General features: G+C 66.3%; 28 protein-coding genes and 1 pseudogene. 19 read left to right on the top strand and 10 right to left on the bottom strand.

Annotated elements, in window-relative coordinates; translation table 11 throughout:
• Nucleotides 1-109: 109 nt before the first annotated feature.
• From AAC050_RS08040 to AAC050_RS08030, 3 genes are read right to left on the bottom strand one after another with little or no spacing between them, the layout of a single operon-like run.
• Complete coding sequence (locus AAC050_RS08040) at nt 110-775, bottom strand: HAD family phosphatase (RefSeq protein WP_339914548.1); 666 nt, start codon at nt 773-775, stop codon at nt 110-112.
• Nucleotides 772-1,557: a nucleoside triphosphate pyrophosphohydrolase gene (gene mazG / locus AAC050_RS08035; RefSeq protein ID WP_339914547.1), complete on the bottom strand. Its 786-nt coding sequence runs from the start codon at nt 1,555-1,557 to the stop codon at nt 772-774. The genes AAC050_RS08040 and mazG overlap by 4 nt, the downstream gene beginning before the upstream one ends.
• Nucleotides 1,554-2,924 carry an MFS transporter gene (locus AAC050_RS08030; RefSeq protein ID WP_339914546.1) on the bottom strand — a complete coding sequence of 457 codons (1,371 nt, stop codon included), beginning with the start codon at nt 2,922-2,924 and terminating at the stop codon, nt 1,554-1,556. Before AAC050_RS08030 ends, mazG begins: the two co-directional genes overlap by 4 nt.
• A gap of 94 nt (nt 2,925-3,018) precedes the next feature.
• On the opposite strand from AAC050_RS08030, the gene AAC050_RS08025 reads away from it, so the two are divergent.
• From AAC050_RS08025 to ygiD, 4 genes and pseudogenes are all read left to right on the top strand, one after another.
• Entirely contained in the window at nt 3,019-3,936 is a 918-nt protein-coding gene (locus AAC050_RS08025) for a D-alanyl-D-alanine carboxypeptidase family protein (protein WP_339914545.1), read from the top strand.
• Entirely contained in the window at nt 3,933-4,400 is a 468-nt protein-coding gene (locus AAC050_RS08020) for a hypothetical protein (protein WP_339914544.1), read from the top strand. Before AAC050_RS08025 ends, AAC050_RS08020 begins: the two co-directional genes overlap by 4 nt.
• An 89-nt stretch (nt 4,401-4,489) precedes the next feature.
• A pseudogene (wrbA, locus tag AAC050_RS08015) lies at nt 4,490-5,094 on the top strand (NAD(P)H:quinone oxidoreductase).
• Complete coding sequence (ygiD, locus tag AAC050_RS08010) at nt 5,091-5,849, top strand: 4,5-DOPA dioxygenase extradiol (RefSeq protein WP_339914543.1); 759 nt, start codon at nt 5,091-5,093, stop codon at nt 5,847-5,849. The pseudogene wrbA and the gene ygiD overlap by 4 nt, the downstream one beginning before the upstream one ends.
• Here the strand turns inward: ygiD and AAC050_RS08005 are convergent, their stop codons facing one another.
• Both AAC050_RS08005 and AAC050_RS08000 read right to left on the bottom strand, forming a co-directional pair.
• Nucleotides 5,850-6,281 (bottom strand): DoxX family protein, encoded by a 432-nt coding sequence (locus AAC050_RS08005; protein ID WP_339914542.1) that lies wholly within the window; start codon nt 6,279-6,281, stop codon nt 5,850-5,852. It lies immediately after the preceding gene.
• 27 nt (nt 6,282-6,308) lie between these two features.
• Entirely contained in the window at nt 6,309-7,865 is a 1,557-nt protein-coding gene (locus AAC050_RS08000; protein ID WP_339914541.1) for an AMP-binding protein, read from the bottom strand.
• Between the two features lie 183 nt (nt 7,866-8,048).
• Here AAC050_RS08000 and lipA point away from each other — a divergent pair, with 183 nt between their 5' ends.
• The 15 genes from lipA (at nt 8,049) to AAC050_RS07925 (ending at nt 20,672) form a co-directional block, all read left to right on the top strand.
• Nucleotides 8,049-9,011 (top strand): lipoyl synthase, encoded by a 963-nt coding sequence (gene lipA / locus AAC050_RS07995; RefSeq protein WP_339914540.1) that lies wholly within the window; start codon nt 8,049-8,051, stop codon nt 9,009-9,011.
• Nucleotides 9,012-9,018: 7 nt separating this feature from the next.
• Nucleotides 9,019-9,474 carry a type II toxin-antitoxin system RatA family toxin gene (locus AAC050_RS07990; protein ID WP_339914539.1) on the top strand — a complete coding sequence of 152 codons (456 nt, stop codon included), beginning with the start codon at nt 9,019-9,021 and terminating at the stop codon, nt 9,472-9,474.
• Nucleotides 9,471-10,583, top strand: coding sequence for an NAD(P)/FAD-dependent oxidoreductase (locus tag AAC050_RS07985; RefSeq protein WP_339914538.1), 1,113 nt, complete (start codon nt 9,471-9,473; stop codon nt 10,581-10,583). Before AAC050_RS07990 ends, AAC050_RS07985 begins: the two co-directional genes overlap by 4 nt.
• Nucleotides 10,576-11,109: a GNAT family N-acetyltransferase gene (locus AAC050_RS07980; RefSeq protein ID WP_339914537.1), complete on the top strand. Its 534-nt coding sequence runs from the start codon at nt 10,576-10,578 to the stop codon at nt 11,107-11,109. Before AAC050_RS07985 ends, AAC050_RS07980 begins: the two co-directional genes overlap by 8 nt.
• Before the next feature lie 31 nt (nt 11,110-11,140).
• Nucleotides 11,141-11,656: a GNAT family N-acetyltransferase gene (locus AAC050_RS07975; protein WP_339914536.1), complete on the top strand. Its 516-nt coding sequence runs from the start codon at nt 11,141-11,143 to the stop codon at nt 11,654-11,656.
• A gap of 112 nt (nt 11,657-11,768) precedes the next feature.
• A complete protein-coding gene (gene rpmF / locus AAC050_RS07970) occupies nt 11,769-11,951 on the top strand; it encodes a 50S ribosomal protein L32 (protein ID WP_300445374.1) in 183 nt (60 codons plus the stop codon).
• Between the two features lie 96 nt (nt 11,952-12,047).
• Complete coding sequence (locus tag AAC050_RS07965) at nt 12,048-12,632, top strand: hypothetical protein (protein WP_339914535.1); 585 nt, start codon at nt 12,048-12,050, stop codon at nt 12,630-12,632.
• Between the two features lie 66 nt (nt 12,633-12,698).
• Entirely contained in the window at nt 12,699-13,976 is a 1,278-nt protein-coding gene (gene eno / locus AAC050_RS07960) for a phosphopyruvate hydratase (protein ID WP_339914534.1), read from the top strand.
• 103 nt (nt 13,977-14,079) lie between these two features.
• Nucleotides 14,080-14,397 (top strand): septum formation initiator family protein, encoded by a 318-nt coding sequence (locus AAC050_RS07955; RefSeq protein WP_339914572.1) that lies wholly within the window; start codon nt 14,080-14,082, stop codon nt 14,395-14,397.
• A 114-nt stretch (nt 14,398-14,511) separates the two neighbouring features.
• A complete protein-coding gene (pdhA, locus tag AAC050_RS07950) occupies nt 14,512-15,543 on the top strand; it encodes a pyruvate dehydrogenase (acetyl-transferring) E1 component subunit alpha (protein WP_339914533.1) in 1,032 nt (343 codons plus the stop codon).
• Nucleotides 15,540-16,901, top strand: coding sequence for a pyruvate dehydrogenase complex E1 component subunit beta (locus AAC050_RS07945; protein ID WP_339914532.1), 1,362 nt, complete (start codon nt 15,540-15,542; stop codon nt 16,899-16,901). The genes pdhA and AAC050_RS07945 overlap by 4 nt, the downstream gene beginning before the upstream one ends.
• Complete coding sequence (locus AAC050_RS07940; protein WP_339914531.1) at nt 16,898-17,233, top strand: DUF5076 domain-containing protein; 336 nt, start codon at nt 16,898-16,900, stop codon at nt 17,231-17,233. Before AAC050_RS07945 ends, AAC050_RS07940 begins: the two co-directional genes overlap by 4 nt.
• Nucleotides 17,230-18,507 carry a pyruvate dehydrogenase complex dihydrolipoamide acetyltransferase gene (locus tag AAC050_RS07935; RefSeq protein WP_339914530.1) on the top strand — a complete coding sequence of 426 codons (1,278 nt, stop codon included), beginning with the start codon at nt 17,230-17,232 and terminating at the stop codon, nt 18,505-18,507. The genes AAC050_RS07940 and AAC050_RS07935 overlap by 4 nt, the downstream gene beginning before the upstream one ends.
• A 10-nt stretch (nt 18,508-18,517) precedes the next feature.
• Nucleotides 18,518-19,921 (top strand): dihydrolipoyl dehydrogenase, encoded by a 1,404-nt coding sequence (gene lpdA / locus AAC050_RS07930; RefSeq protein WP_339914529.1) that lies wholly within the window; start codon nt 18,518-18,520, stop codon nt 19,919-19,921.
• Nucleotides 19,922-19,970: 49 nt separating this feature from the next.
• Nucleotides 19,971-20,672, top strand: coding sequence for a VIT family protein (locus AAC050_RS07925; RefSeq protein WP_339914528.1), 702 nt, complete (start codon nt 19,971-19,973; stop codon nt 20,670-20,672).
• A 65-nt stretch (nt 20,673-20,737) separates the two neighbouring features.
• Here the strand turns inward: AAC050_RS07925 and AAC050_RS07920 are convergent, their stop codons facing one another.
• Genes AAC050_RS07920 through AAC050_RS07900 form a run of 5 tightly spaced genes read right to left on the bottom strand, consistent with a single transcriptional unit; the run spans nt 20,738 to nt 24,763 of the window.
• Complete coding sequence (locus AAC050_RS07920) at nt 20,738-21,547, bottom strand: MBL fold metallo-hydrolase (protein ID WP_339914527.1); 810 nt, start codon at nt 21,545-21,547, stop codon at nt 20,738-20,740.
• A complete protein-coding gene (locus AAC050_RS07915; protein ID WP_339914526.1) occupies nt 21,544-22,332 on the bottom strand; it encodes a TatD family hydrolase in 789 nt (262 codons plus the stop codon). Before AAC050_RS07915 ends, AAC050_RS07920 begins: the two co-directional genes overlap by 4 nt.
• Nucleotides 22,326-23,312, bottom strand: coding sequence for a DNA polymerase III subunit delta' (locus tag AAC050_RS07910; RefSeq protein WP_339914525.1), 987 nt, complete (start codon nt 23,310-23,312; stop codon nt 22,326-22,328). The genes AAC050_RS07915 and AAC050_RS07910 overlap by 7 nt, the downstream gene beginning before the upstream one ends.
• Nucleotides 23,309-23,935, bottom strand: a complete 627-nt coding sequence (gene tmk / locus AAC050_RS07905) for a dTMP kinase (protein ID WP_339914524.1) — start codon at nt 23,933-23,935, stop codon at nt 23,309-23,311. Before tmk ends, AAC050_RS07910 begins: the two co-directional genes overlap by 4 nt.
• A 48-nt stretch (nt 23,936-23,983) precedes the next feature.
• Nucleotides 23,984-24,763 carry a septal ring lytic transglycosylase RlpA family protein gene (locus AAC050_RS07900; RefSeq protein ID WP_339914523.1) on the bottom strand — a complete coding sequence of 260 codons (780 nt, stop codon included), beginning with the start codon at nt 24,761-24,763 and terminating at the stop codon, nt 23,984-23,986.
• Nucleotide 24,764: the final 1 nt, after the last annotated feature.

Raw genomic sequence — 24,764 nt, 5'->3', positions numbered from 1 at the left:
ACAGAACGGCCAACTCGTCTCCTCCCCATTCCATGGGGAGGGGGACCGCGAAGCGGTGGAGGGGCACTAGCCGTCGCGCAGACGGACCCGATGCCACCTTCACCCCGATCTACGGACCATCCAGCAGCGCCGTAACGCCCGCATAGTCCTCGACCACATGATGCGCGCCCGCAGCGTGCAGACGATCGGCATGACCGTCACGGATATGCCCCCCTGCGCACAGTCCGACGACCGTCATCCCGGCCGCGACGCCGGCCTTCACACCGGTCGGCGTATCCTCGATCACCAGGGCCCGGGACGGGTCAACCTCCATCACCGCAGCCGCGTGCAGGAACAGGTCGGGGTGAGGCTTGCCCCGTGTCACGTGAACCGCGGCACTAAAGACGGGACCGTCGAAAGACTGCGCCACACCGAAACGGGCCAGGCCCATCTCGATCCACCCGAGCGGGCTGGACGAGGCGATGCAGCGCCGTTCCCGACGCGAGGCGAGGAAATCGGTGAATCCCCGAACGGGCTGCAGTTCAGCCGCGGCGCGGTCGTGGCAGCGCCGGGTCCATTCGCCGTGAACATGATCAGGGCAGGGGCCGCCGAGCCGCTTCTCGATCAGCGGCAGGCAATCCAGCCACCGTTTGCCCATATAGATCGCCAGCGCGTCGTCCAGACTGGTGTCGAGCCCGGTCTCGGTCAACAGGTCGGCCAGCACCCGGTTGTTGAGCAGCTCGCTGTCAGCGACCACACCATCGTAGTCGAACACGATCAGGTCAAACCGGCTCACCTCCGCTCCGCCACCTTGGCCGCGTTCCACAGCCCGTCCATCTCGGCCAGGTCCGACTGCTCCGGCGACCGCCCTTCCTTCGCCAGTTCCGCTTCAATAAACCCGAAGCGGCGGATGAATTTGGCGTTGGTAGCGCGCAGGGCATCCTCGGGTTCGACCCCCAGCTTGCGCGCCAGGTTGGCCATGACGAACAGCAGGTCGCCCATCTCGGCCCGGGCCTTGTCGAGGTCACCGGCGGCGATCTCAGCGCGCAACTCAGCCACCTCCTCATGCAGCTTGTCGAACACCTGATCGGTCGAGGGCCAGTCGAAGCCGACACGCGCCGCCCGTTTGGTCAGTTTCACCGCCCGGGTCAGGGCCGGCAGACCCACCGGCACATCGTCCAGCACCCCGTGCTGGGCCCTGGCCTTGCGCTCGCCGGCCTTGATGTCCTCCCAGCGCATCTTCTGGGCCGCGCCGCTCATCTTGGCGTCCTCGTCGCCGAACACATGCGGATGGCGGCGGGTCAGCTTGTCGGCGATGGCCTCGACCACATCGTCGAACACGAACAGCCCCGCTTCCTCGGCCATGCGGGCATGAAAGACGACCTGGAACAACAGGTCGCCCAGTTCGGATTTCAGATCGTCCCAGTCGCCGCGCTCGATGGCGTCGGCCACCTCATAGGCCTCCTCGACGGTGCAGGGGGCGATGGTGGCGAAGGTCTGCTCCACGTCCCACGGACAGCCGCCGTCGGGATTGCGCAGGGTCCGCATGATGCCATTCAGCCGATCGATCGGGCTCATGCGGCAGCTCCGTCACGGGCTTCCAGCGCCTTGCGGATCTCATCGTGTCGCGCCGGCGTCAGCGGATACCCTTTCAGCACCAGCGCCGCCGCCGCCAGCAACAGGCCGGGCACCAGAATGAACAGCACCTGCAGCGTCAGCAGCGAACTCTCGCTGTTGCCGACGATCCCGGGGATGGCGCGGAACCCGACCCACTGCAGGATCAGATAGGGGATCAGGGCCACGACGTGACCGATCTTGGTGGTGGCCGACAGGATCGAGAACATCAGACCGGTGCGATCGACGCCCGTGTCCAGCCGGATTTCGTCGCCCGCGTCAGCCATCATCGCCCGCAACAGGAACAGGCCCGCGGCATAGGGCAGGCCGGCGATGAACATGGCCACGGCCGTCACCGCGAAATTGCCGCCGGGCACCAGGGTCGCCCCGATGTAGAAGACGGCGAAGATGACGCTGGCCGTCGCCAACGCGCGGTCCTTGCCGATCTTCGTCGCCAGCCAGGCCCAGAACGGGGCCCCGACCAGTCCGGCCATGAAATAGAACAGCATGAACAGCGACGCCTCGGTGTGGTCATAGCCCTTCACCTGGCCGAAGAAGAAGAACAGCAGCGAGCCGGTGATGCCCGGCGCCACGCCCAGCAACAGGTCGGCGAACAGCAGCTTGCGCACCGTCTTCTTGGCGAACAGACCGAGATAGGCTTTCGGTCCGCCGTGCGGTGCGGCCCCGGCATTGACCGGCTCGGGCACTGCGAACATGGCCAGGCCGATGGTCACGGGCAGGGCGATCATGATGGCCCAGCCCATGATGCGGACCCCGTCGGCATAGTCGCCGATGCCGCTCTTCACCACCACCGTCGGCAGCACCAGGATCAGGATCACCCCGATGATGTTGAACACCTGCCACCAGCCATAGACCCGGCTGCGCTGGTCATATTGCGGGGCCAGCACCGAGGCCCAGCCCAGCTGGCCCAGGGTGCCGATCGAGAAGCCGAGGTAGAGCACCAGCAGCCAGCCGAACAGATAGGCGGCTCCGGCTCCCGGCTGGACCACGACGAACATCATCAGGGCCGACAGCATCAGGATCGGCGTCGACAGCACCATCCACGGACGATAGCGGCCGAACCGCGTCCGGGTCCGGTCCATGCCCCAGCCGATGAAGGGATCGAACAGGATGTCGATCAGCCGCACCGCCATGAACACGCCCGCGACCACGCCCAGCTCCAGCCCGACGTGCGTGGCGTAGAATTCCGGCAGGGTCACCGGCAGGGCCACCCCGAACGCCGCCAGCGGCAGGCAGGGGCCCGAAAAGGCGGCCAGCACGGCATTGGAACGGCGGGGCGCGGTGGGCGCGGACGAGACGGCGTCGGTCATGAAGAGCCAGGATCGAACCGGCCCGAGTCGGCCGTGCGCTCACCATGCCAGTTTTTGACGCGGCGGACAGGCTTCCGGCCTTGCTCCGGACCCCGTGCTGGGGCTTGCTGCCCCGATGTCGTTGCGCCTGACCCTTCTGACTCTGCTGGCCGTCGTCGGACTGGCCCTGACCACGCCCGTTCAGGCCGCGCCCGGTACGACGGACGAAGGCGATCTCGCGACCCGTTGTGATCGGCCCGCCGAGGTCTGGGGCGGCCCGGCCCTGACCAATGCGATCTCGGTCTACGCGCTGGAATGGGCCCCGTTCGGACAGGTGGAATGGGGCTGGGAGACCTATCTGCCGCTGATCCAGCAGGAACTGGTCACGACCTGCGCTGCCGGGTCCCCGGCCTTCGCCGAGGCCCTGGCCGGGTTTCAGGCGCGCTACAACATCCCGGCCACGGGGGTGTTCGACCTGCCGACCTTCCAGGTGTTCAAAGGCCTGTGGCAGGAGCGGCGGCCCTTCATCATGGCACGTTACAACGGCGGCGGGGCCTGTCCTGAACCGCCGCCGCTGAACCAGCTGGCCTATCTGGTAACCGAAGAAGAACACGCTGACCGGCTGACCCGGCTGCTGCGCCGTGACGTGCTCGACGCCTATCGCGCCATGGTCGCCGCCGCCCGGGCCGAAGTGCCCGACATGACCGACGATCCCGAACTGCTGCAGATCTTCTCGGGCTTCCGCGATCCCGAGGCCGACGCCGCGCGTTGCGCCATCGAGAACAACTGCGACGGGGTGCGCCGCGCCAGTTGCTCGCCCCACCGCACCGGCACGGCTGTCGATCTCTATGTCGGGCAGATCATCGGCCTCGGCGTCGATTCCACCATGCCCGCCAGTCGCCTGCACATGACCCGCGGGGCCACCTATCGCTGGCTGGTCCGCAACGCCGGGCGCTTCGGCTTCGTGCCCTATGTCTATGAGCCCTGGCACTGGGAGTGGGTCGGGCCGCCGGCCGGGGCGGTTCAACCGTGATCCGGAGCCTGACCGCCGATGAAAGCGCCCTGGCGCTTGAGGTGTTCGGCGAGGCCCTCGATCCCGCCCGGGTCCGCATTCTGCCCGCACCCTGGCCCTTAACCCGCGCCTTCGTGCCCGGGGGCTGGTTCGGGCGCGACTGGATCGTCTGGCCGCGCCGGACCCTGCCGCCGGATCTTTCCGTAGGGCCGCTGTATCGTCAGGCCACCTTCGTGCACGAACTGGCCCATGTCTGGCAGGTCCAGGCGGGGGTCAATCTGCTGACCGGCAAACTGCGCGCCGGTGACCGCCCGTCGACCTACGTCTATCCGCTGGACGAGGCCTGCGACTGGGACCGGCTGAACATCGAACAGCAGGCGATGATCATCGAACATCGCTTTCGCCTGTCGCGCGGCGAGAGCGTTCCAGCCTCTCGCGCCTTCTATGACCGGGTCTGCCCCCTGGCCCGACGCATGGAAATCTGAATCCGGCCCCTTGCGCCGCTCGGGACGCATCCTATTTCCGCAACAGGTGTTGTTACGAATAACGCCATCAACCTGCTGCGGAGAGTGCCATGCCGAAGATTCTCGTTCTTTATCATTCCACCTACGGCCATATCGAAGCGATGGCCGAGGCCGTCGCCGAGGGCGCGCGCCAGGTCGATGGCGCTGTGGTCGACATCAAGCGGGTCCTCGAGACCGTGCCCGATGAGCTGGCGCGCAAGTCCGGCTACAAGATGGACCAGGCCGCCCCGATCGCCACGGTCGAAGAGCTGGGCGACTATGACGCCGTGATTATCGGGGCCGGGACCCGCTTCGGCACGGCCGTCTCACAGATGCGCAACTTTCTCGACCAGACCGGTGGCCTCTGGTTCAAGGGGGGGGGCTGGTCGGCAAGGTCGGCAGTGCCTTCACCTCCAGCGCCACCCAGCACGGCGGCAATGAAACGACCCTGATCGGCATGATCCAGACCCTGCTGCACCACGGCATGGTGGTCGCGGGCCTGCCCTATGCCTGGGCCGGGCAGATGACGCTGGACGAGATCACCGGCGGCACCCCTTATGGAGCCTCGACCATCACCGGCGGCGACGGCAAGCGTATGCCCAGCGCCAACGAGCTGGACGGGGCCCGCTTCCAGGGTCGCTATGTCGCGGAAACCGCGAGGAAATTGCACGGATGACCCGACAGCCGGCCATCTTCTTCGGTCACGGTTCGCCGATGAACGCGCTGGGTGGCCCCTATGCCGCTGCCTGGCGCGATCTCGGCCGGGATCTCGGAAAACCGGCCGGGATGGTGATGGTCTCGGCCCATTGGGAAACCGACGGCACCGCCGTGACGACACAATCAAACCCGAAAACCATTCATGATTTTAGCGGGTTTCCGCCAACTTTGCATGCGATGCAGTATCCCGCTCCCGGGTCGCCGGCCCTGGCGTCCCGGGTGTCGGCCCTGACCGGTGCCCGCGCCGACACCGACTGGGGGCTGGATCACGGCACCTGGTCAGTGCTGACCCATGTCTGGCCCGAGGCCGACGTCCCGGTGATCCAGCTGTCCCTGGACCGCAGACTGGACGCGGCAGGCCACTATGAACTGGCGCGCCTGCTGCGGCCGCTGCGCGACGAAGGGGTGATCGTGGCCGGATCCGGCGATGTCGTGCACAATCTCCGCACCTGGAAACGCGACGGCGGGACTACCTATGACTGGGCCACCCGTTTCAACGACCGGGTCCGAACGGCCTTGCTCGAGGGCGACGCCGCCACCCTGATCGACTGGATCGACGCAGGCGAGGACGCCCGGCTCAGCGTCCCGACCGACGAACACTATCTGCCGCTGCTCTATGTCGCCGCCCAGCGTGGCCCCGGCGACGAGGTCACCGTCCTTACCGACGTCATCGAAGGTGGATCGATCTCGATGACCGGGTTCCGGATCGGCTGATCAGAACCGGCGGCGGCGTGACAGCTGATTGTCGACGGCCCATTCGCCCGGTCCGGCGAAGACCAGATACAGGAAGACCCAGCAGTACAGGGCCGCCAGCTCACCGTGATTGACCAGCGGGAAGGGTGAGGCCGTACCGAACTGCCAGTGCATCTGGAAATAGGCCACCGCCATCATCCCGGACAGGATGAAGGCCACCGGGCGGGTGAACAGGCCCAGCACGATCAGGGCCCCGCCGACCAGTTCCAGCACCCCGCCGATGCCCATCTGGCTGAGGAGATTGAACGGGCCCATGGCCTCGGCCGGGAAGCCGAACAGCTTCTGGGCTCCGTGCTGCATGAACATCAACCCGGCGACAATGCGCAGCAGACTCAGCGCCTTGCCGGCGTGGGTGGACAACACAGAGGCGTGCGACAACACAGAGATGTTCATCGTCTAATCTTCCTGGTTTCGGGCCGATCAGGCCGCCTGGGCCTCGGTGGTGACCATCTTCTGGATCGCGACATAGTCGGTCTTGCCCGTACCCAGAACGGGCACCTCGGCAACGATCATGATCTTCTTGGGCACCGCCAGATCGGGGGCGCCGTGGGCGCGGGCCCAGTCGACCAGCTGTCCGCTCTCGGCTTCCTGGCGATCAGTGACCAGCACCAATTTCTCGCCCTTGCGATTGTCCGGAATGGAGACCACCGCGTGACGTGATCCGGGCCAGACCGCGCTGGCCAGCCCCTCGACCGCCATCAGGGACACCATTTCACCGCCGATCTTGGCGAACCGCTTGGCCCGACCAAGCACGCTGACATAGCCCTCGTCATCGATATCGACGATATCGCCTGTGTCATGCCAGCCACCCTCGATCGGAATGACCGTATCCGGATCGTCGGGACACAGATAACCCCGCATCACATTGGGGCCCCGCACGAACAGCCGGCCACCGACATCGATGCCGTCAACAGGGTCCAGGCGCCATTCAATGCCGGGCAGCATCTGTCCGACCGAACCCGGGCGATTGCGGTCGGGATGGTTGACCGCCAGGACCGGCGATCCCTCGGTCACGCCATAACCCTCCAGGAGCTTCACGCCGCCGAATTTGGTGTTGAACAGATGATGGGTCTCGTCACGGACACGTTCGGCTCCCGCCACCACGAACTGCAGGGTCGAGAAATCGTCGGGTCCGGCCACGCGGGCGTACTGGTTCAGGAAGGTGTCGGTGGCGAACAGGATCGACGTCTTCACCTGGGGCAGCAACTCTACGATCTGTTTGGCATGCAGCGGCGAAGGGTACTGGAACGCCTTCATGCCGTTCAGCAGGGGCAGCAGCACCCCGCCGGTCAGACCGAAACAGTGGAAGGTGGGTAGGGGATTGAACATCACCCAGTCAGGATCGAGCGGAATGTGCGCGGCGACCTGACGGCAGTTGGCCACCAGATTGGACTGGCTGAGCACCACACCCTTGGGCGCGCCGAAACTGCCCGAGGTGAACAGAACCACCCCGGGGTCCGAGGCCTCGGTCCGCACCCGGAAACGCGTGGGAAAGAACCCCGCCATCAGGCCGAACAGCTTGTCGGACAGGCCGATGGTCTCGCGAACGTCGTCGAGCCAGACGATCTCGGCCACGGTGGCCAGGTCATCGACCAGCACCTCGAGCTTGGCCTGGGCGATAAATCGACGGGCCGACAGGATGCGTTTGACGCCGGCTGCCTTGATCGCCGCCTTCAGATTGCGCTCACCCGAGGTGAAATTGAGCATGACCGGCACCCGGCCGAAAGCATGCAGACCGTAGAAGGTCACGACCACACCCATGCTGGACGGCAGCAATATGCCGACCCGCTCGCCCTGTTCGGACAGGGCCGCAATCTTGCGTCCCAGCACAAAGGCGGCACGGATCAGCCCGGTATAGGTGAGGGGCTTGCGATCCTGGTCCTCCAGAATTTCCTTATCGCCGTACCGCTCACGCGCCGCGATGAGGGCGTCGAAGATCGGTTCCTCGGTCGCCTCGGGGTTCAGGGCTGCCCGCAAGCACATCCTCCTTGGGGGGATTCCGGTCCCCTCGTGTTGAGTCCGGAACCTAGAACCGACGCACGGGATTGAAAAGGTCTGTTACGTCGCGTGAGGACGAGGTCACGAAATTGGCGATACCTTGCCTTCGCGGGCCGGAAGGACGACATAGCGGCTTCGGAACCGGAGCCATCGACGCGACCCATGGTCACTCTCATCGACACCCTGACCAAGACGCCTGCCGAACTCCGTCATCCGGAGAAGCAGAACCGACCGGAAAGCGCCGTGCTGAAGAAGCCGGACTGGTTGCGGGTCAAGGCCCCGGGGTCGGGCCAGTACAATGCCACCAAAGCCATCGTGAAGGACAAGGGGCTGGTTACCGTCTGCGAAGAGGCGGCCTGTCCCAACATCGGCGAGTGCTGGAGCCAGAAGCACGCCACCCTGATGATCATGGGCGACACCTGCACGCGGGCCTGCGCCTTCTGCAACGTCAAGACCGGCCTGCCGCAGCCGCTCGATCCGGAAGAGCCGGGCAAGGTCGGTTTGGCCGTAGCCCAGCTGGGTCTGAACCATGTCGTCATCACCAGCGTCGACCGGGATGACCTCGCCGACGGCGGGGCCGCCCATTTCGCCGAAGTCGTGCGCCAGATCCGGCTGCAGGCCCCGAACACCACGATCGAGATCCTGACGCCCGACTTCCTGCGCAAGGACGGGGCTGCCGCGGTGATGATCGACGCCACCCCCGATGTGTTCAATCACAACCTCGAGACCGTGCCGCGGCTGTATCTGAAGATCCGGCCCGGAGCCCGCTACTTCCACTCCCTGCGCCTGCTGCAGATGGTCAAGGAACGCGACCCGAACCAGTTCACCAAGTCCGGCATCATGGTCGGCCTCGGCGAGACCCGCGAAGAGGTGATGCAGGTGATGGACGACATGCGCTCGGCCGGCGTCGATTTCATCACCATCGGCCAGTATCTGCAGCCGACGCGCAAACACGCCGCTATCGACCGTTTCGTCACCCCGGACGAGTTCAAGGCCTATGAGGCCATCGCCCGGGCCAAGGGCTTCCTGATGGTGTCGTCCTCGCCCCTGACCCGCAGTTCGCACCATGCCGGCAACGACTTCGCCCGGCTGAGGGCGGCGCGTCTGGCGCAGACCGGACGCTGAACCGGACTTGGCCGTCCACCGCGTCACCAAAATCCTGCCCTATACGCCGGAGCAGCTGGCCGGACTGGTCGCTGACGTCCGTGCCTATCCCGACTTCGTGCGCTGGGTCACAGCCATGCGGGTCTGGAACTTGCGGGAAGAGGCCCCCGGGGTCACCGTGCTGGACGCCGAGGCCCAGGTGGGATTTTCGTTCCTGAAGGAGCGGTTCTCGACCTGGGTGCGCCATGACCGGACCGTGCCGTCCGTCGAGGTCGGCCTGATCCGCGGCCCGTTCCGGTATCTGAAGAATCGCTGGACCTTCCATGCCGACCCCGGGGGCACACGGCTGGAATTCATGATCGACTTCGCCTTCAAATCCCCGATCCTGAACGCCATGCTCGAGGCCAATTTCAATCGCGCCGTCTCGGCCCTGATCGGCAGTTTCGAGGCCGAAGCCCGCCGTCGCTACGGGCCGAAGACATGAGTTTCGATTTCGATGCCACCGTGGTCGGAGCCGGGGCCGTCGGTCTGGCCTGCGGCCGGGCCCTCGCAAAACGGGGTCTGACCGTCCTCGTGCTGGAACAGGCCCCGCACATAGGTCAGGGCGTGTCCTCACGTAATTCCGAAGTCATCCACGGCGGTCTCTACTACCCGACCGGATCACTGAAGGCGCAGTTCTGCGTCGCGGGTCGCCGCGCCCTCTATGATTTCCTCGAGAGTCGCAAGGTCGACTATCGCAAATGCGGCAAGCTGGTCGTGGCAACACAGGAAGACGAGGTCGCCCGCATCGAGGCCATCTTCCAGCAAGCCACGATCAATGGCGTCGAGGGGCTGGAACATCTGAGCGGAGCCCAGGCCCAGGCGCTGGAACCGGGGCTGAATGCCCATGCCGCCATCCTGTCGCCCGAAAGCGGCGTGTTCGACAGCCACGGCTATATGTCGGCCCTGGAGGGCGAGATCGAGGACGCAGGTGGTTCGGTCGTGGTCTCGACCCCATTCGAACGAGCCGAGCCTCTGCCGGACGGCGGCTTCCGCATCACCGCGGGCGGAGAGGGCGGCGCGACCCTGACGACCCGATTGCTGGTCACGGCCCCCGGCCTGCAGGCCCAGGCCGTGGCCGCACGCATCGACGGCTATCCCGCCGACCGCATTCCGGCCGGCCATTTCGGCAAGGGCGTCTATTTCCGCCTGACCGGCAAAGCGCCATTCGAGCGACTGATCTATCCGCCACCGATCGCCGGGGCCCTGGGCACCCATTATCGCAAGGACCTGGGCGGTCAGGCCGTGTTCGGCCCCGATCTCGAGTTCGTCGAGACCGAGGACTATTCGGTCGACCCGGCCAAGGCCGAGGTCTTCGCCCACTATATCCGTCGCTTCTGGCCCGGTCTGCCGGACGGGGCGCTCAGCCCCGACTATGCCGGGATCCGGCCCAAGCTGCACGGAGCCGGGGAGACCCAGCCTGACTTCCAGCTGCACGGCTCCGAAACCCACGGGCTGGACGGATTGTTGGCCCTGTTCGGAATCGAAAGCCCTGGCCTGACCAGTTCTCTGGCCATCGGCGAGGCGGTGGCAGCACGACTGCTTGATGACTGAGACCCTGACCTTCGCCGAGGCGACCGCCGACGACCTGCCGGCGCTGCACACCTTGGTGCATGGGGCCTATCGCGGCGACAGTGCCCGGCGCGGCTGGACCCATGAGGCCGACCTGCTCGACGGCCAGCGCATCGACCGCCCCACGCTTGAGGCAGCCCTGGCCGATCCGGCCCAGCTGATCCTGCTGGCGCGACAGGACGGGGCCCTGTCCGGTTGCGTCCAGATCAGCGATCGCGGCGACGGTCTGGCCTATCTCGGCATGTTGTCAGTCGATCCGGCCCGTCAGGGCGGTGGCCTCGGCCGACGACTGGTGGCGGCAGCCGAGGCCGCGGCGCGCGATAAGTTCGGTGCAGGGCGCATGGAGATGACGGTCATCATCCAGCGCGCCGAACTGATCGCCTGGTACGAACGGCTCGGCTATACGCGCACCGGCGAGACCCGGCCCTTTCCGGCCACCGACCCGCGCTTTGGCCTGCCACGTCGCGACGATCTGGCCTTCACCGTGCTGACGAGACCACTGGCTTGACCCGCTGTGAGCAGACGCCCATTCGCAGACCATGGAAATCGTCACCTCCCGGCTGAGATTGCGAACGGCGCAACCGGGTGATCTGGCGGCCATTCACGCCATCATGAGCCGCCCGGAGGCCATGCGCTGGTGGTCGACGCCGCCACACGAGACACCGGATCAGACCCGGGTCTGGCTCGACAGCATGATCGCCAACGGGCCCGACCATCCCGATTTCGTCATCGAGTTCGACGGACAGGTGATCGGCAAGGCCGGATTCTGGGCCCCGCCCGACATCGGCTACATCCTGCACCCGGACTATTGGGGCAAGGGTCTGGCGAGCGAGGCCCTGAAAGCCGCGATCGACCATATGTTCGCCGACCAGACGTTCGATGTGCTGACGGCCGACGTCGATCCCGGCAATGCCGCATCGATTCGGCTGCTCGACCGCCTCGGCTTCGTGAAAACCGGCCAGGCCGAACGGACGATGAGGGTCGGCGACACCTGGGTCGACAGCGTTTACTACGGCCTGCAACGCCATGTCTGGGAGTCGCGTCGCAAGGCTTGAACTCCCGGACGGGTTCAGGCATAAGCCCCCGCTCACGTGGCGGCTCTGCGAAGGGCCGCCGCATCTGTTTTCGCGCTTTCACCGGCGCACCGACCCTGAGATCGAGACGGTCATGGCTGTTCCCAAGCGCAAAGTATCGCCCTCGCGTCGCAATATGCGCCGCGCCCACGACTCCCTGGGGGCCAACCCCTATGTCGAGGACAAGGACACGGGCGAGCTGCGCCGCTCGCACCACATCGACCTGAAGACCGGCACCTATCGCGGTCGCCAGGTGATGACGCCCAAGGAAGACTAGGTCTTTCCACCAGCCTAAACGAATTGACGGCGCGCGATGTCCTCGCGCGCCGTTTTCGTGCGTTGTAGCTCCGGAACACAATCTGGAGACCCGCCCATGATCCGCATCGCCGTCCTTGGATCCGCCGCCCTTCTGGGCCTGTCCGCCTGCAATGCGCCGGAACCCGCCCCGGCGGCCCCGGCTTCCGAGACCGCGCCGCCGCGCGCCACGCCCGCAAACCCGCTCACGGCTGAAGGCTATGGCCCACTGCGGATCGGCATGACCCGGGCCGAAATCATTACCGCCATGGACGAAGACGCCAATCCCGACGCTGTCGGCGGCCCCGATCCCGCATCCTGTGACATGTTCCACCCGTCCCGCGCGCCCGAGGGCCTGCTCGTCATGGTCGAGGACGGCGTGCTGACCAGCATCCACCTCGGTCGCAACACGACCGTCAAGACCGACCGGGGCCTGGGCATCGGCGATACAGCCGCGGCGGTCAAACAGGCCTATGGCACCGCCGCCCAGGTCACCCCGCATAAATATGTTGACGCCCCGGCGGAATATATCACCGTGTGGTCTGCGGCCGACCATAACGGCCCGACGGCGCGGGGCCTGCGCTACGAGATCGGCGAGGACGGACGGGTCCAGGGGATCGCCGTCGGTGGCCCCTCGATCCAGTATGTCGAAGGCTGCGCCTGACCATTGGCGATTCGCGGGAGCTTGGGCTAAACCGCGCGGGACCTCTTCCCTGCACAGAGCCCTTCCATGACCGACATCGCCGAAATCGTCGCCCGCCAGATCCTCGACAGCCGCGGCAACCCCACGGTCGAGGTCGATGTGATCCTGGACGACGGCAGTTTCGGCCGCGCTGCCGTGCCCTCGGGGGCCTCAACCGGAGCCCATGAGGCCGTCGAACTGCGCGACGGCGACAAGGATATGTGGGGCGGCAAGGGCGTCGGCAAGGCCGTCGACAACGTCAACGGCGAGATCTTCGACGCCCTGTCCGGCATGGACGCCGAGGACCAGCGCCGCATCGACGAGGCCCTGGTCGCGCTGGACGGCACCGAGAACAAGGGCCGTCTGGGAGCCAATGCCATTCTCGGCGTGTCGCTGGCCTGCGCCAAGGCCAGTGCCATTTCCTCGAACCTGCCGCTGCACCGCTATCTGGGCGGGGTCTCGGCCCGGGTGTTGCCGACGCCGATGATGAACATCATCAACGGCGGGGCCCATGCCGACAATCCGATCGACATCCAGGAGTTCATGATCCTGCCGACCGGGGCCGACAGTTTCTCGGAAGCCCTGCGCATGGGAGCCGAGATCTTCCATGCCCTCAAGACCCAGCTCAAGGATGCTGGCCACAACACCAATGTCGGCGACGAGGGCGGTTTCGCCCCCAACCTCGGCTCGGCCGAAGAGGCCCTGGCCTTCATCACCCGCGCCGGTCAGGCCGCCGGTTATCTGGCCGGAGAGGATTTCCACCTGGCCCTCGACGTCGCCGCCACGGAATTCTTCAAGGACGGCAAATACGTGCTGGCCGGGGAGGGCAAGACCTTCGACCAGGACGGTATGGTCAACTATCTGGCCGACCTGTGCGAACGTTTCCCGATCGTGTCGATCGAGGACGGCTGCGCCGAGGACGATTTCGACGGCTGGAAACAGCTGACCGACCGCCTCGGCGACCGGGTCCAGATCGTCGGCGACGACCTGTTCGTGACCAACCCTCTGCGACTTGCGGCCGGAATCGGCGAGGGGCTGGCCAATTCAATTCTGGTCAAGGTCAATCAGATTGGTACGTTATCCGAGACTCTTGATGCTGTGGATATGGCCCATCGTGCCGGCTATACGGCGATCATGAGCCATCGTTCGGGCGAGACCGAGGACTCGACCATCGCCGACCTGGCCGTGGCCACCAACTGCGGGCAGATCAAGACCGGGTCGCTGGCGCGCTCGGACCGTACGGCCAAATACAACCAGCTGCTGCGTATCGAGGAGATGCTGGGCGATCAGGGAGTCTATTTCGGCGACGGCATGCTGCTGAAATAGGGCTGAACATCCACGGTCAAGCTACGGTTTGTTAGGCATTTCCGGTCAGAAATCGGTAATCGTGAGATCACGCTCAGAAGGAGCGTTCGCATTGCCCGAACGGATGAAGCCCTACACCCTGTCCGCCCTGTTGTTGTTGATGGTCGCCTACCTGGGCGTCCAGGCTCTGACCGGTCAGCGCGGCCTGTTGAGTGGTGGTCAGCGTGACGCCCTGCTGCAGGCGAGGGAAGAGCAGCTGGATCACATCTTGGCCGAACGCGGCGACCTCGAGGTTCGCGTCCGCTATCTGCGCACCGACAGCCTGTCCCGCGACCTGCTGGAAGAGCGGGCCCGGGCAGTGATCGGTTTCGCTGACCCCCGGGACTATGTGATCGCCGTTAGCCACACGGCGCCGACGTCCGTTCCGACCCGCCGATCCTGAACTTTCGTTACAGCCGCTCCGGCGTACTTTGCCTTTGGGGAACGAAGGCTGCTAAAGCCCCTTTCCGTAACGACAAGAGGCCCTTCATACGGGGGTCCAGCCGGGAGATGACGGATGGCGAAAGCCCCCGCCGCCAAGACTGATTCAAAGTCTGCGAAGATTCCAAACACGCCTGCGGCCTCGAAAAAGGACCTGCTGCGCTTCTATCGCGAGATGGTTCTTATCCGTCGCTTCGAGGAGCGGGCAGGCCAGTTGTACGGCATGGGCCTGATCGGCGGCTTCTGCCACCTCTACATCGGCCAGGAAGCGGTCGCCGTCGGGGTGCAGGAAAGCGTGCGCCAGGGCCATGACAAGATCATCACCGGCTACCGCGACCACGGCCATATGCTGGCCGCCGGCATGGACCCGAAACAGGTCATGGCCGAGCTGACCGGCCGTATCGGCGGGTCATCCAAGGGCAAGGGCGGGTCAATGCATATGTTCGACACCGCCACCGGCTTCTACGGCGGTCACGGCATCGTCGGGGCGCAGGTGGCGCTCGGCACCGGCCTGGCCTTCAGCGGCCGGTACCGCGGCGACGACAGCGTGGCCTTCATCTATTTCGGCGACGGCGCGGCCAACCAGGGCCAGGTCTATGAGAGCTTCAACATGGCCCAGCTGTGGAAGCTGCCGGCCATCTACATCATCGAGAACAACCAGTACGCCATGGGCACGAGCATCGAGCGCTCGTCCTCCACGACTGACCTGAGCCAGCGCGGTGCCAGCTTCGGCATTCCCGGCGAACAGGTTGACGGCATGGACGTGCTGGCCGTGCGCGACGCGGTGGCCAGGGCGGTCAAGCGCGCCCGTGAAGGCGGCGGTCCCTTCATCCTTGAGGTGAAGACCTATCGCTATCGCGGTCACTCGATGTCGGACCCGGCCAAATACCGCTCCAAGGAAGAGGTCGACGAGGTCAAGAAGACCCGCGACCCGATCGACCATATCAAGACGCTGCTGACCGCCGCCAAGGCCACCGAGGACGAGCTCAAGGCCATCGATGCCGAGGTCAAGGCCATCGTCGCCGAGGCGGTCCAGTTTGCCCAGGAAAGCCCGGAGCCGGACCCGTCCGAGCTCTACACCGACGTCTATGTGGAGGCCTCAGCGTGACCGACATCCTCATGCCGGCGCTGTCTCCCACGATGGAAGAGGGCACACTGACCAAATGGCACATCAAGGCCGGGGACACCGTCTCCGCCGGTGACGTCATCGCCGAGATCGAAACCGACAAGGCCACGATGGAGGTCGAGGCCGTCGACGAGGGCGAGGTGCTGGAAATCCTCGTCGCCGAGGGGGCCGAGAACGTGAAGGTCAACACGCCGATCGCGCGTCTGGCGGGTGATGACGGCGTGGAGAATTCGACGACAAAATCCGGCGATTCCGGAGACGGCGCGACGAAGACTTCGACGACTCCGGATACGAAGGCCACCGCCCCGGCACCGGCTCCCAAGGCCGAACTGCGCGACGCCGACATCCCCGAAGGCACCAAAATGGTGCGCACCACGGTCCGCGATGCCCTGCGCGACGCCATGGCCGAAGAGATGCGCCGCGATGAGGCCGTCTTCCTGATCGGCGAGGAGGTCGCCCAGTACCAGGGGGCCTACAAGGTCAGCCGCGAACTGCTGCAGGAGTTCGGCGACAAGCGCGTCGTCGACACCCCGATCACCGAGCACGGCTTCGCCGGTCTGGGCGTCGGCGCGGCCATGGCCGGGCTGAAGCCGATCGTCGAATTCATGACCTTCAACTTCGCCATGCAGGCCATCGACCACATCATCAATTCGGCGGCCAAGACCCTGTATATGTCGGGTGGCCAGATCCGCGCCGACATCGTCTTCCGTGGTCCCAACGGCGCGGCCAGCCGCGTCGGGGCCCAGCACAGCCAGGACTATTCCGCCTGGTACGCCCAGGTGCCCGGACTGAAGGTCATCGCCCCCTATGATGCCGCAGATGCCAAGGGCCTGCTGAAGGCCGCGATCCGCGATCCCAACCCGGTCGTCTTCCTCGAGCATGAGATGATGTACGGCACCGAGTTCGACGTGCCCGAGATTGAGGACTGGGTCGTGCCGATCGGCAAGGCCAAGGTGCGCCGTGAGGGCACCGACGTCACCATCACCGCCCACAGCCGCATGGTCGGCTTTGCCCTCCAGGCCGCCGAGACCCTGGCCGGGGAAGGCATCAGCTGCGAGGTCATCGACCTGCGTACCCTGCGCCCGCTGGATCACGAGACCATCGTCGAGAGCATCAAGAAAACCAGCCGACTGGTCAGCGCCGAAGAAGGCTGGGGTCCAATGGGCGTCGGGGCCGAAGTCGTGGCCCGGGTCATCGAACATGCGTTCGACTATCTCGACGCCCCGCCGCTGCGCGTGCATCAGGAAGATGTGCCGCTGCCCTATGCCGCCAATCTGGAAGTGCTGTCCCTGCCGGGCGCGGACAAGATCATCAAGGCTGTGAAGGACGTTATGCGATGACCGTTGAAAGCAAGGCCCTTCCGATCCCGCCCGAGCTGCTGGAAAGCGGCCGGACCGACGATGTCTCCGAACTGATCCGCATCTGGTGGGGCGGTGATCGCCCGCAGATGATCCTGCGTCCTGTCCTGAACGATGAACGCATGGTCGGCAGCGTGCTGGCCGAGGCCGCCTGGCATTTCTCGCGCGCCTATGCCGAGCGCCGCGGCCTGGACCAGGAAGAGGTGCTGAATACCATCCGTCAGTCCTGGACCGACGCCCACGACCGCTCGGCCGGCATCCGCGCCGCCGCCGCGGCCGGTGACAAGGTCGAGGCATCCGGGGAGACCCAATGACCGACATCCTGATGCCCGCCCTGTCTCCGACCATGGAGGAGGGCGTTCTGGCCAAATGGCACGTCAAGGTCGGCGACACGGTCAAGGCGGGTGACGTCATGGCCGAGATCGAGACCGACAAGGCGACCATGGAGGTCGAGGCTGTCGACGAGGGCGAGATCACCGAGATCCTCGTGGCCGAAGGCACCGAGGGGGTGAAGGTCAACACCCCGATCGCCCGGCTCAAGCAGGACGGCGAAACCGCTGCGCCGGCACCGAAAGCCGAAGCGCCCAAGGCTGAGATCTCAAAAGCTAAAAAGACCGAGGCGGCACCCACGAAGGCCGAGCCTGCCAAGGCCGCCCCGGCCGCACCGGCCGCCAAACGGGCCGACGGCGCGCGCGTCTTCGCCTCGCCCCTGGCCCGTCGCTTGGCTGAACAGGCCGGTCTGGACCTCAACACCGTCACTGGAACCGGTCCGCACGGCCGGGTCGTCAAACGCGACGTCGAGACCGCCGGCAAGGGTGGGGCCCGGCCCGCCGCAGCTTCAGCAACGGCCGCCGAGCCGCGCAAGGTCCAGTCCCTGGCCCAGATGGGCATCCCGGACGGCAGCTACGACCTCGTGCCGCTGGACGGCATGCGCAAGGCCATCGCCCGGCGCCTGACCGACAGTTTCCGCGACGTGCCGCACTTCCCCCTGACCATCGATTGCAACATCGACGGCCTGCTGGCCTCCCGGGTCCAGGTCAACGTCCTGCTGGAAGCCGAGGGCATCAAGGTCTCGGTCAACGACTTCGTCATCAAGGCCTCGGCCATGGCCCTGAAGGCCGTACCGGAAGCCAATGCCAGCTATTCGCCCGAGGGCATCGCCCTGCATCATCATGCCGATGTGGCCATGGCCGTGGCCATCGACGGTGGCCTGATCACCCCGATCATCCGCAAGGCCGAGACCAAGACCCTGTCGCAGATCGCCACGGAGTCGAAGGACCTCGCCAAACGGGCCCGCGACCGCAAGCTGAAGCCGGACGAGTTCCAGGGCGGCACCTTCTCGGTCTCCAACCTGGGCATGTTCGGCATCAAATCCTTCGCCTCGATTATCAACGAGCCGCAGGGCGCGATCATGAGCGTCGGGGCAGGGGAGGCCCGCCCGATCGTCAAGGACGGGCAGCTGGCCGTGGCCACGGTCATGACCGTGACCCTGACCTGCGATCACCGCGTCGTCGACGGGGTGATCGGTGCGAAATTCCTGCAGGTGTTCAAGGCGATGATCGAGAACCCTGTGACGATGCTGGCGTAAGGACGACACCGTGGCTGAATTCGATCTCATCGTCATCGGCTCGGGACCGGGCGGCTATGTCGCCGCCATCCGCGCCACCCAGCTGGGCCTGAAGGTCGCCATCGTCGAGCGCGAGAACCTCGGCGGCATCTGCCTGAACTGGGGCTGTATCCCGACCAAGGCCCTGCTCAAGTCGGGCGAGAAGTTCGAGAGCCTGTCGCACCTGAAGGAATTCGGTCTGTCGGCCGACAAGATCGGCTTCGATTTCGACGCCATCATCGCCCGTTCGCGCGGCGTGGCCAAACAGCTGAACGCCGGCGTCGGCTATCTGATGAAGAAGAACAAGATCGAGGTCATCGAAGGGACCGCGAAGCTTGAAAAAGGCAGCGCCGCGCCGAAGGTGGTCATTGCCCTCAAGGCCGGTGGCAGCCGCACGGTCGAGGCGAAGACAGTCATGCTGGCGGTCGGAGCCCGGGCCCGGGCCCTGCCGCAGATCGGCCTCGAGGCCGACGGCGAGCGTATCTGGGCCTATCGCGAGGCCATGGCCCCCAAGAGCCTGCCCAAATCGATCATCGTTATCGGTTCAGGGGCCATCGGCATCGAGTTCGGCAGCTTCTATCGTGCCCTCGGCGTCGACGTCACCGTGGTCGAGGCCCTGCCACGCATTCTTCCTGTCGAAGATGAGGAAGTGTCCAAAGCTGCGCAGAAATCATTCGAGAAACGTGGTTTCAAATTCCGCGTCGACGCCAAGGTCACCAAGGTGTCGAAGAACGGCAAGGGCGTCCAGGTCGCCATTGAAGCCGGCGGCAAGACCGAGACCCTCGAGGCCGAGGTCTGCATCTCGGCGGTCGGCATCACCGCCAATACCGACGGCATCGGCCTGGAAGCGCTGGGCGTGACCATGGACCGCGGTCACATCACCATCGACGGCCACTGCCAGACCAACGTCAAAGGCCTGTACGCCATCGGTGACTGCGCCGGAGCCCCGTGGCTGGCGCACAAGGCCTCGCACGAGGGCATCCACGCTGCCGAGCACATCGCCGCCTTCAAGACGCCCAACGTCCATTCGCCGATCGCCGGCTGCACCTATTCCCAGCCCCAGATCGCCTCGGTCGGGATCACGGAGCAGGGGGCCCGCGAGGCCAAACGCGAGGTCAAGGTCGGCCGCTTCCCCTTCAAGGTGAACGGCAAGGCCATCGCGGCCGGCGACACCGACGGCTTCGTCAAGACCATCTTCGACGCGAAGACCGGGGCCCTGATCGGGGCCCATATGATCGGGGCCGAGGTCACCGAGATGATCCAGGGCTATGTCACCGCCATCACCATGGAGGCGACCGAGGAAGACCTGCACGGCACCGTCTATCCGCACCCGACCATGTCGGAAGCGATGCATGAGTCCGCGCTCGACGCCTATGGACGGATGATCCACCTCTAGGGCCACCTCAAGCCTTGCCTTAAATGGCCGCAGGACGTCGAATACCCGCATGAGCCGTCTGCATACCCATGGTGAGTCCCATTTCCTGTCGCGCATCGGCTGGATGCGCGCCGCAGTGCTGGGGGCCAATGACGGCCTCGTCTCGACCGCCAGTCTGATTGTCGGCGTCGCCGCCGCCGGATCCGGCAAGAGCGCCATCCTGATCGCCGGTGGCGCCGGTCTGGTCGCCGGGGCCCTGTCAATGGCGGCCGGGGAATATGTCTCGGTCAGCTCCCAGTCTGACACCGAAAAGGCCGATCTGGCCCGCGAGGCCGAGGAATTGGCTGCCGATCCCGTGGCCGAGCACCATGAACTGGCCGGCATCTATGTCATGCGCGGCCTGACTCCGGACCTGGCCGACCAGGTGGCGGCCCAGCTGATGGCCACCGATGCGCTCGGGGCCCATGCGCGGGACGAGCTGGGGATTTCGGAAATCATCACGGCGCGGCCGATCCAGGCCGCCTGGACCTCGGCCGCGACCTTCGCCGTGGGCGCGGCGGCCCCGCTGATCGTCGTTAGCCTGACTTCGCCGGATCTGACGATCCCGGTCGTCAGCGTCGCCACCCTGATCTTCCTGGCGCTGCTGGGGGCCGCCGGAGCCCGCGCCGGCGGGGCCACACTGGCGCGTCCGGTAGGGCGGGTGGTGTTCTGGGGGGCTGTGGCCCTGGGCGTCACCGCCGGCATCGGTAAATTGTTCGGAATCGTGACCTGAACACGGCGGCCTATTTATCGCCTAAGATATATTATGCGAAATTGTATATCGGGTTTCCCCGGGAATTACAGTTGGAAACGGCCATTCCAGCCGTCGAATGCAACCTCGACACCGCCCGGAACAACTTCCGACAACACCCTGTAATCCAGATCGATATGCAGGTTCGTTAGAACCGCTTTTGGCACACTGGACCGCGCGATCCACTCCAGCGTTCGGTCAACATGGGCGTGGGTCGGGTGTGGCGTCCAGCGCAGGGCGTCGACGATCCAGAGGTCGGCCCCGCGCACCGCCTCAAACCCGGCGGCATCCAGACCCGACACATCGCTGGAATAGGCCACCGGCCCGATACGGTAGCCCACCGAGCGGATCGGTCCGTGCGCCTGATCGAAAGTCACAACCGGGATCTCGCCGCCCGCGCCGTCGACACTCCAGCGCTGGCCGTGCGCCGGAATCGCCCGGGCCTCCAGAATGGCCGGATAGCCCTCGACGCTGTCGAATATATAGGGAAACCGCCCGGTCAGGGCACCGTGGGTCGCCGTGTCCATCCAGGCCGGCAGCCGCCGTCGCGCCCGCATGGCGAACACCCGCAAATCGTCGATGCCGTGAGTCTGGTCAGCGTGGTCGTGGGTGTAGAGCACGGCGTCGACATGGGTCACGCCCGCCGCCAGCATCTGGCTGCGCAGATCCGGTGAGCTGTCGATCAGCACCGTGGTCACCCCGTCAGGTCCGTGACGGCGCAGCAGCAGCGAACAGCGGCTGCGGCGGTTTTTCGGCTCGGCCGGGTCACAACTCCCCCAGTCGCCGTCACCGCGCGGCACGCCACCCGACGAGCCGCAGCCGAGGATGACCACCTCCAGCGCGCCGGCCCCGCTCATGCCGCCACCGGCCTTGGAATGCGGTCGAACAGGGCGAAAAAGGCGTCCGTGGTGTGCCGGTCGGCTTCTTCGGCACTCCAGCCGCGGATCTCGGCCAGCTTGTCCAGCACGTGGCTGACATAGGCCGGTTCGTTGCGTCGCCCGCGATGCGGCATCGGGGCCAGATAGGGACAGTCGGTCTCGACGATGATGCGGTCGGCGGGCATGGCCCGGATCACCGTGCGCACGTCCTCGGCCGCCTTGAAGGTGGCGATGCCGGATACCGAGAACCACGCCCCGAGACCGGCCACCGTCTCGGCCAGTTCCAGACCGCTGGTGAAGCAATGCATGAGGATGCGGAACGGCCCGCGCGCGTGTTCCTCGGTCAGGATGTCGGCCATGACGGCGTCAGCCTCGCGCGTGTGCACCACCAGCGGCAGGCCGGTCTCGCGCGCGGCGGCGATATGCCGGCGGAACACCGCCGCCTGAATGTCGCGCGGGCTCAGGTCATAGTGGAAGTCCAGCCCGCACTCGCCGATCCCGACCACCCGGGGCCGCGCCGCCAGATCGATCAGGGTCTGCGCCGTCAGATCAGCCGCATCCTTCGCCTCATGCGGATGGACCCCGACCGTGCACCAGATATCGTCATGGGCCATCGCCAGCGCGTGGGTGGCCTCAAAAGTGGTCAACCGGTCCGAGATCTCGACCATCAGACCCACACCGGCGGCGCGGGCCCGGGCGATCACTGCGTCGCGGTCCTCGTCGAACTGCGGCGCGTGCAGGTTAACGTGGCTGTCGATCAGCATCCGCCGGCCGCCTTGGTCCGCGCCAGATCGGCCATGGCCCCGGCCAGCACGTCACCACGATCCAGATTGAGCCCGGCGGTCCGGTCCGGCAACTCCGACAGCCGGGTCCACAGCTCGGCCCAGCGGGCCCCCTGCCCCACACCCTCGCTGAGCGCGCGGGTCTTCACCGCCGCGATCAACCGCTCCATCAGCACCTCGAACCGCACCTGCCCCTCGGCTCCGCGAAAGCGGTCGGCCACAGCCAGCACTTCGGCCCGGTCGACGCTGGCGGCGGCGACCCACTCATGGGCCTGACGGTCAGCCTCCAGCGTCGAGCCCGAGGCCAGATCCAGCGCCGCGCCGGGCGAGCCATTGGCCAGCCGGGCGATACGGCCCGCCTCTTCGGGATCAAGGCCGGTGCGGTTGCGCACCAGGGTTTCCAGCGCCGGGACCGTCCAGACCGGAAAGGCCAGACGCCGGCAGCGCGAGCGGATCGTAGCCAGCAGCCGACCCGGCGCATGGGTCACCAGCAACAGCACTCCACGCTCGGGTGGTTCCTCAAGAACCTTCAGCAAGGCATTGGCTGCATTGATATTCAGATCATCCGCAGCATCGATGATCGCGACCCGGAACTTCGCCCGCGACGGGCTCTTGGAGAAGAACTCCGGCAGCTCCCGCGCCTGATCGACCGAGATGGATTTCTTGGTCTTGCCGCCCTCGACCAGCCGTTCCAGCACCATCAGGTCAGGATGCGACTGGGCCGTGACCAGCTGGCTGACCGGATCGTCCGGCCGGGTCCCCAACGGGCCGCGAGCCGGGTCCGGCGCGGCTCCCAGCAGACGGCGGGCGGCGCGAAAGGCGAAACTGGCCTTGCCGGTACCCTCGACCCCGCACAGCAGCCAGGCGTGGTGCAGACGCCCGCGATCGAGGGCCTCGACAAAGGCGGCTTCGGCGTCCGCGTGCGGGATCAGGTCGAAACGGTCGCGGGGATGGTCACTCATGACATCCGGGCCTGCAGCGTGGCCCAGACCCGCACCTCGACCTCGTCCTCGCTGCCGTCGGCATCGATCAGCACACAGCGGTCCGGAAACCGCCGGGCGATGTCGAGAAAGCCCTGCCGCAACCGCTCGTGAAAGGCCTGACCCTTGGACTCAAACCGGGTCTCGAACAGGCCGCGCCCGAAGGCCCGCTCCAGCCCGACGTCGACCGGCAGGTCGAAGATCAGGGTCAGGTCGGGCTGGTCGGTGCCGACAATGCCAGCGTCCAGCTGCTCGATGAAATCCGACGCCACCCCGCCGCCCGTGCCCTGATAGGCACGACTGGAATCGGCGAACCGGTCGCACACCACCCAGCTGCCCTCGGCCAGGGCCGGACGGATGGTGCGCTCAAGATGGTCGGAACGCGCCGCATACATCAGCAGGATTTCGGTACGCGGCGACCAGCGCTCGGCGTCCCCGGCCACGACCAGATTGCGGATCGCCTCGGCCCCGGACGAGCCACCCGGCTCGCGCGTCTGCACGACGGTGTCGCCGCGCGCACGCAGCCGTTCGACCAGACGCCGGGTCTGGGTCGACTTGCCGGTGCCTTCGCCGCCTTCAAGGGTGATGAATCGTCCATGGGTCACGGGCGCACCATGGCGGGCCGGAGCCGCCAAGCAAAGCCTTGGTCGTGATCAGCGCGAGGATATCAACAGGGCGTCGGCAAAGCCGCGGGCGACGACGGCCTGACGGGCCTGTTCAGCGCTGTTGGCGTCGCTCCACGGCCCGACCAGCACCCGGTACAGCCGGCCCCGGCCGGCCTCGGCAACGTCGACCGTGGCCCGGTCGCCCAGACGCCCGGCGATTCGCCGCGCCGCGCGCCGGTCAGAGAAGGCCCCGGCCTGGACCCAGTAGGCTCCGGTCTCGACCGGGGCCGCGGCGGCCTGAAGCTGGCGGGCTCCACCGCCCAGCCGCGGAGCCCGGCCGACATAGCGCACCCGCACCTCGCCCACCCCCTGCGACAACAGGCCCAGGGCCTCGGCGGCCCCGCGCGACAGGTCGATGACTCGGCCGTCGACGAACGGTCCGCGATCATTGACCCGCAGGATCGCCCGGCGGCCGTTGGCGGTATTGGTGACCTCGACCAGACCCGGCAGCGGCAGGGTCTTGTGGGCCGCGGTCATCGCATACATGTCGAAGATCTCGCCGGTCGCGGTCGGGCGGCCGTTGAACTGGTCGCCGTACCAGGAGGCCATGCCGACCACGTCATAGTCGGTATCCTCGACCGGTTGATACCAGCGCCCGCGCACCTGATAGGGCCGCATGGTGCCGGACACGATCGGGGCCGGATCATTAACCACGGGCAGGCTGCCCGCCCCGCCGAACGGCGCATCGCCACGCCCGGCGCTGGCACAGGCCGCCAGCAGCGACATCAGGGCGAGGACCACGGCCCCCTTGATCAGTCTTGTCGTCATT

Origin of the sequence: uncultured Brevundimonas sp., assembly GCF_963974615.1 — a bacterium.
Classification (GTDB): Bacteria; Pseudomonadota; Alphaproteobacteria; order Caulobacterales; family Caulobacteraceae; genus Brevundimonas.
The sequence above is the reverse complement of the archived record's forward strand: the minus strand, read 5'-3'. Positions and strand labels throughout refer to the sequence as shown.

Excerpts from the sequence above, each read along its gene's own strand:
- AAC050_RS07965 (WP_339914535.1), top strand. The coding sequence starts at position 12,048 with ATGATCCGCATCGCCGTCCTTGGATCCGCCGCCCTTCTGGGCCTGTCC.
- mazG (WP_339914547.1), bottom strand. The coding sequence starts at position 1,557 with ATGAGCCCGATCGATCGGCTGAATGGCATCATGCGGACCCTGCGCAAT.
- rpmF (WP_300445374.1), top strand. The coding sequence starts at position 11,769 with ATGGCTGTTCCCAAGCGCAAAGTATCGCCCTCGCGTCGCAATATGCGC.
- AAC050_RS07915 (WP_339914526.1), bottom strand. The coding sequence starts at position 22,332 with ATGCTGATCGACAGCCACGTTAACCTGCACGCGCCGCAGTTCGACGAG.
- AAC050_RS07925 (WP_339914528.1), top strand. The coding sequence starts at position 19,971 with ATGAGCCGTCTGCATACCCATGGTGAGTCCCATTTCCTGTCGCGCATC.
- AAC050_RS07920 (WP_339914527.1), bottom strand. The coding sequence starts at position 21,547 with ATGAGCGGGGCCGGCGCGCTGGAGGTGGTCATCCTCGGCTGCGGCTCG.
- pdhA (WP_339914533.1), top strand. The coding sequence starts at position 14,512 with ATGGCGAAAGCCCCCGCCGCCAAGACTGATTCAAAGTCTGCGAAGATT.
- AAC050_RS08030 (WP_339914546.1), bottom strand. The coding sequence starts at position 2,924 with ATGACCGACGCCGTCTCGTCCGCGCCCACCGCGCCCCGCCGTTCCAAT.
- lipA (WP_339914540.1), top strand. The coding sequence starts at position 8,049 with ATGGTCACTCTCATCGACACCCTGACCAAGACGCCTGCCGAACTCCGT.
- AAC050_RS07900 (WP_339914523.1), bottom strand. The coding sequence starts at position 24,763 with ATGACGACAAGACTGATCAAGGGGGCCGTGGTCCTCGCCCTGATGTCG.
- AAC050_RS07955 (WP_339914572.1), top strand. The coding sequence starts at position 14,080 with ATGAAGCCCTACACCCTGTCCGCCCTGTTGTTGTTGATGGTCGCCTAC.
- AAC050_RS08005 (WP_339914542.1), bottom strand. The coding sequence starts at position 6,281 with ATGAACATCTCTGTGTTGTCGCACGCCTCTGTGTTGTCCACCCACGCC.
- ygiD (WP_339914543.1), top strand. The coding sequence starts at position 5,091 with ATGACCCGACAGCCGGCCATCTTCTTCGGTCACGGTTCGCCGATGAAC.
- eno (WP_339914534.1), top strand. The coding sequence starts at position 12,699 with ATGACCGACATCGCCGAAATCGTCGCCCGCCAGATCCTCGACAGCCGC.
- AAC050_RS07940 (WP_339914531.1), top strand. The coding sequence starts at position 16,898 with ATGACCGTTGAAAGCAAGGCCCTTCCGATCCCGCCCGAGCTGCTGGAA.
- AAC050_RS07985 (WP_339914538.1), top strand. The coding sequence starts at position 9,471 with ATGAGTTTCGATTTCGATGCCACCGTGGTCGGAGCCGGGGCCGTCGGT.
- AAC050_RS07975 (WP_339914536.1), top strand. The coding sequence starts at position 11,141 with ATGGAAATCGTCACCTCCCGGCTGAGATTGCGAACGGCGCAACCGGGT.
- AAC050_RS07980 (WP_339914537.1), top strand. The coding sequence starts at position 10,576 with ATGACTGAGACCCTGACCTTCGCCGAGGCGACCGCCGACGACCTGCCG.
- AAC050_RS07935 (WP_339914530.1), top strand. The coding sequence starts at position 17,230 with ATGACCGACATCCTGATGCCCGCCCTGTCTCCGACCATGGAGGAGGGC.
- AAC050_RS07910 (WP_339914525.1), bottom strand. The coding sequence starts at position 23,312 with ATGAGTGACCATCCCCGCGACCGTTTCGACCTGATCCCGCACGCGGAC.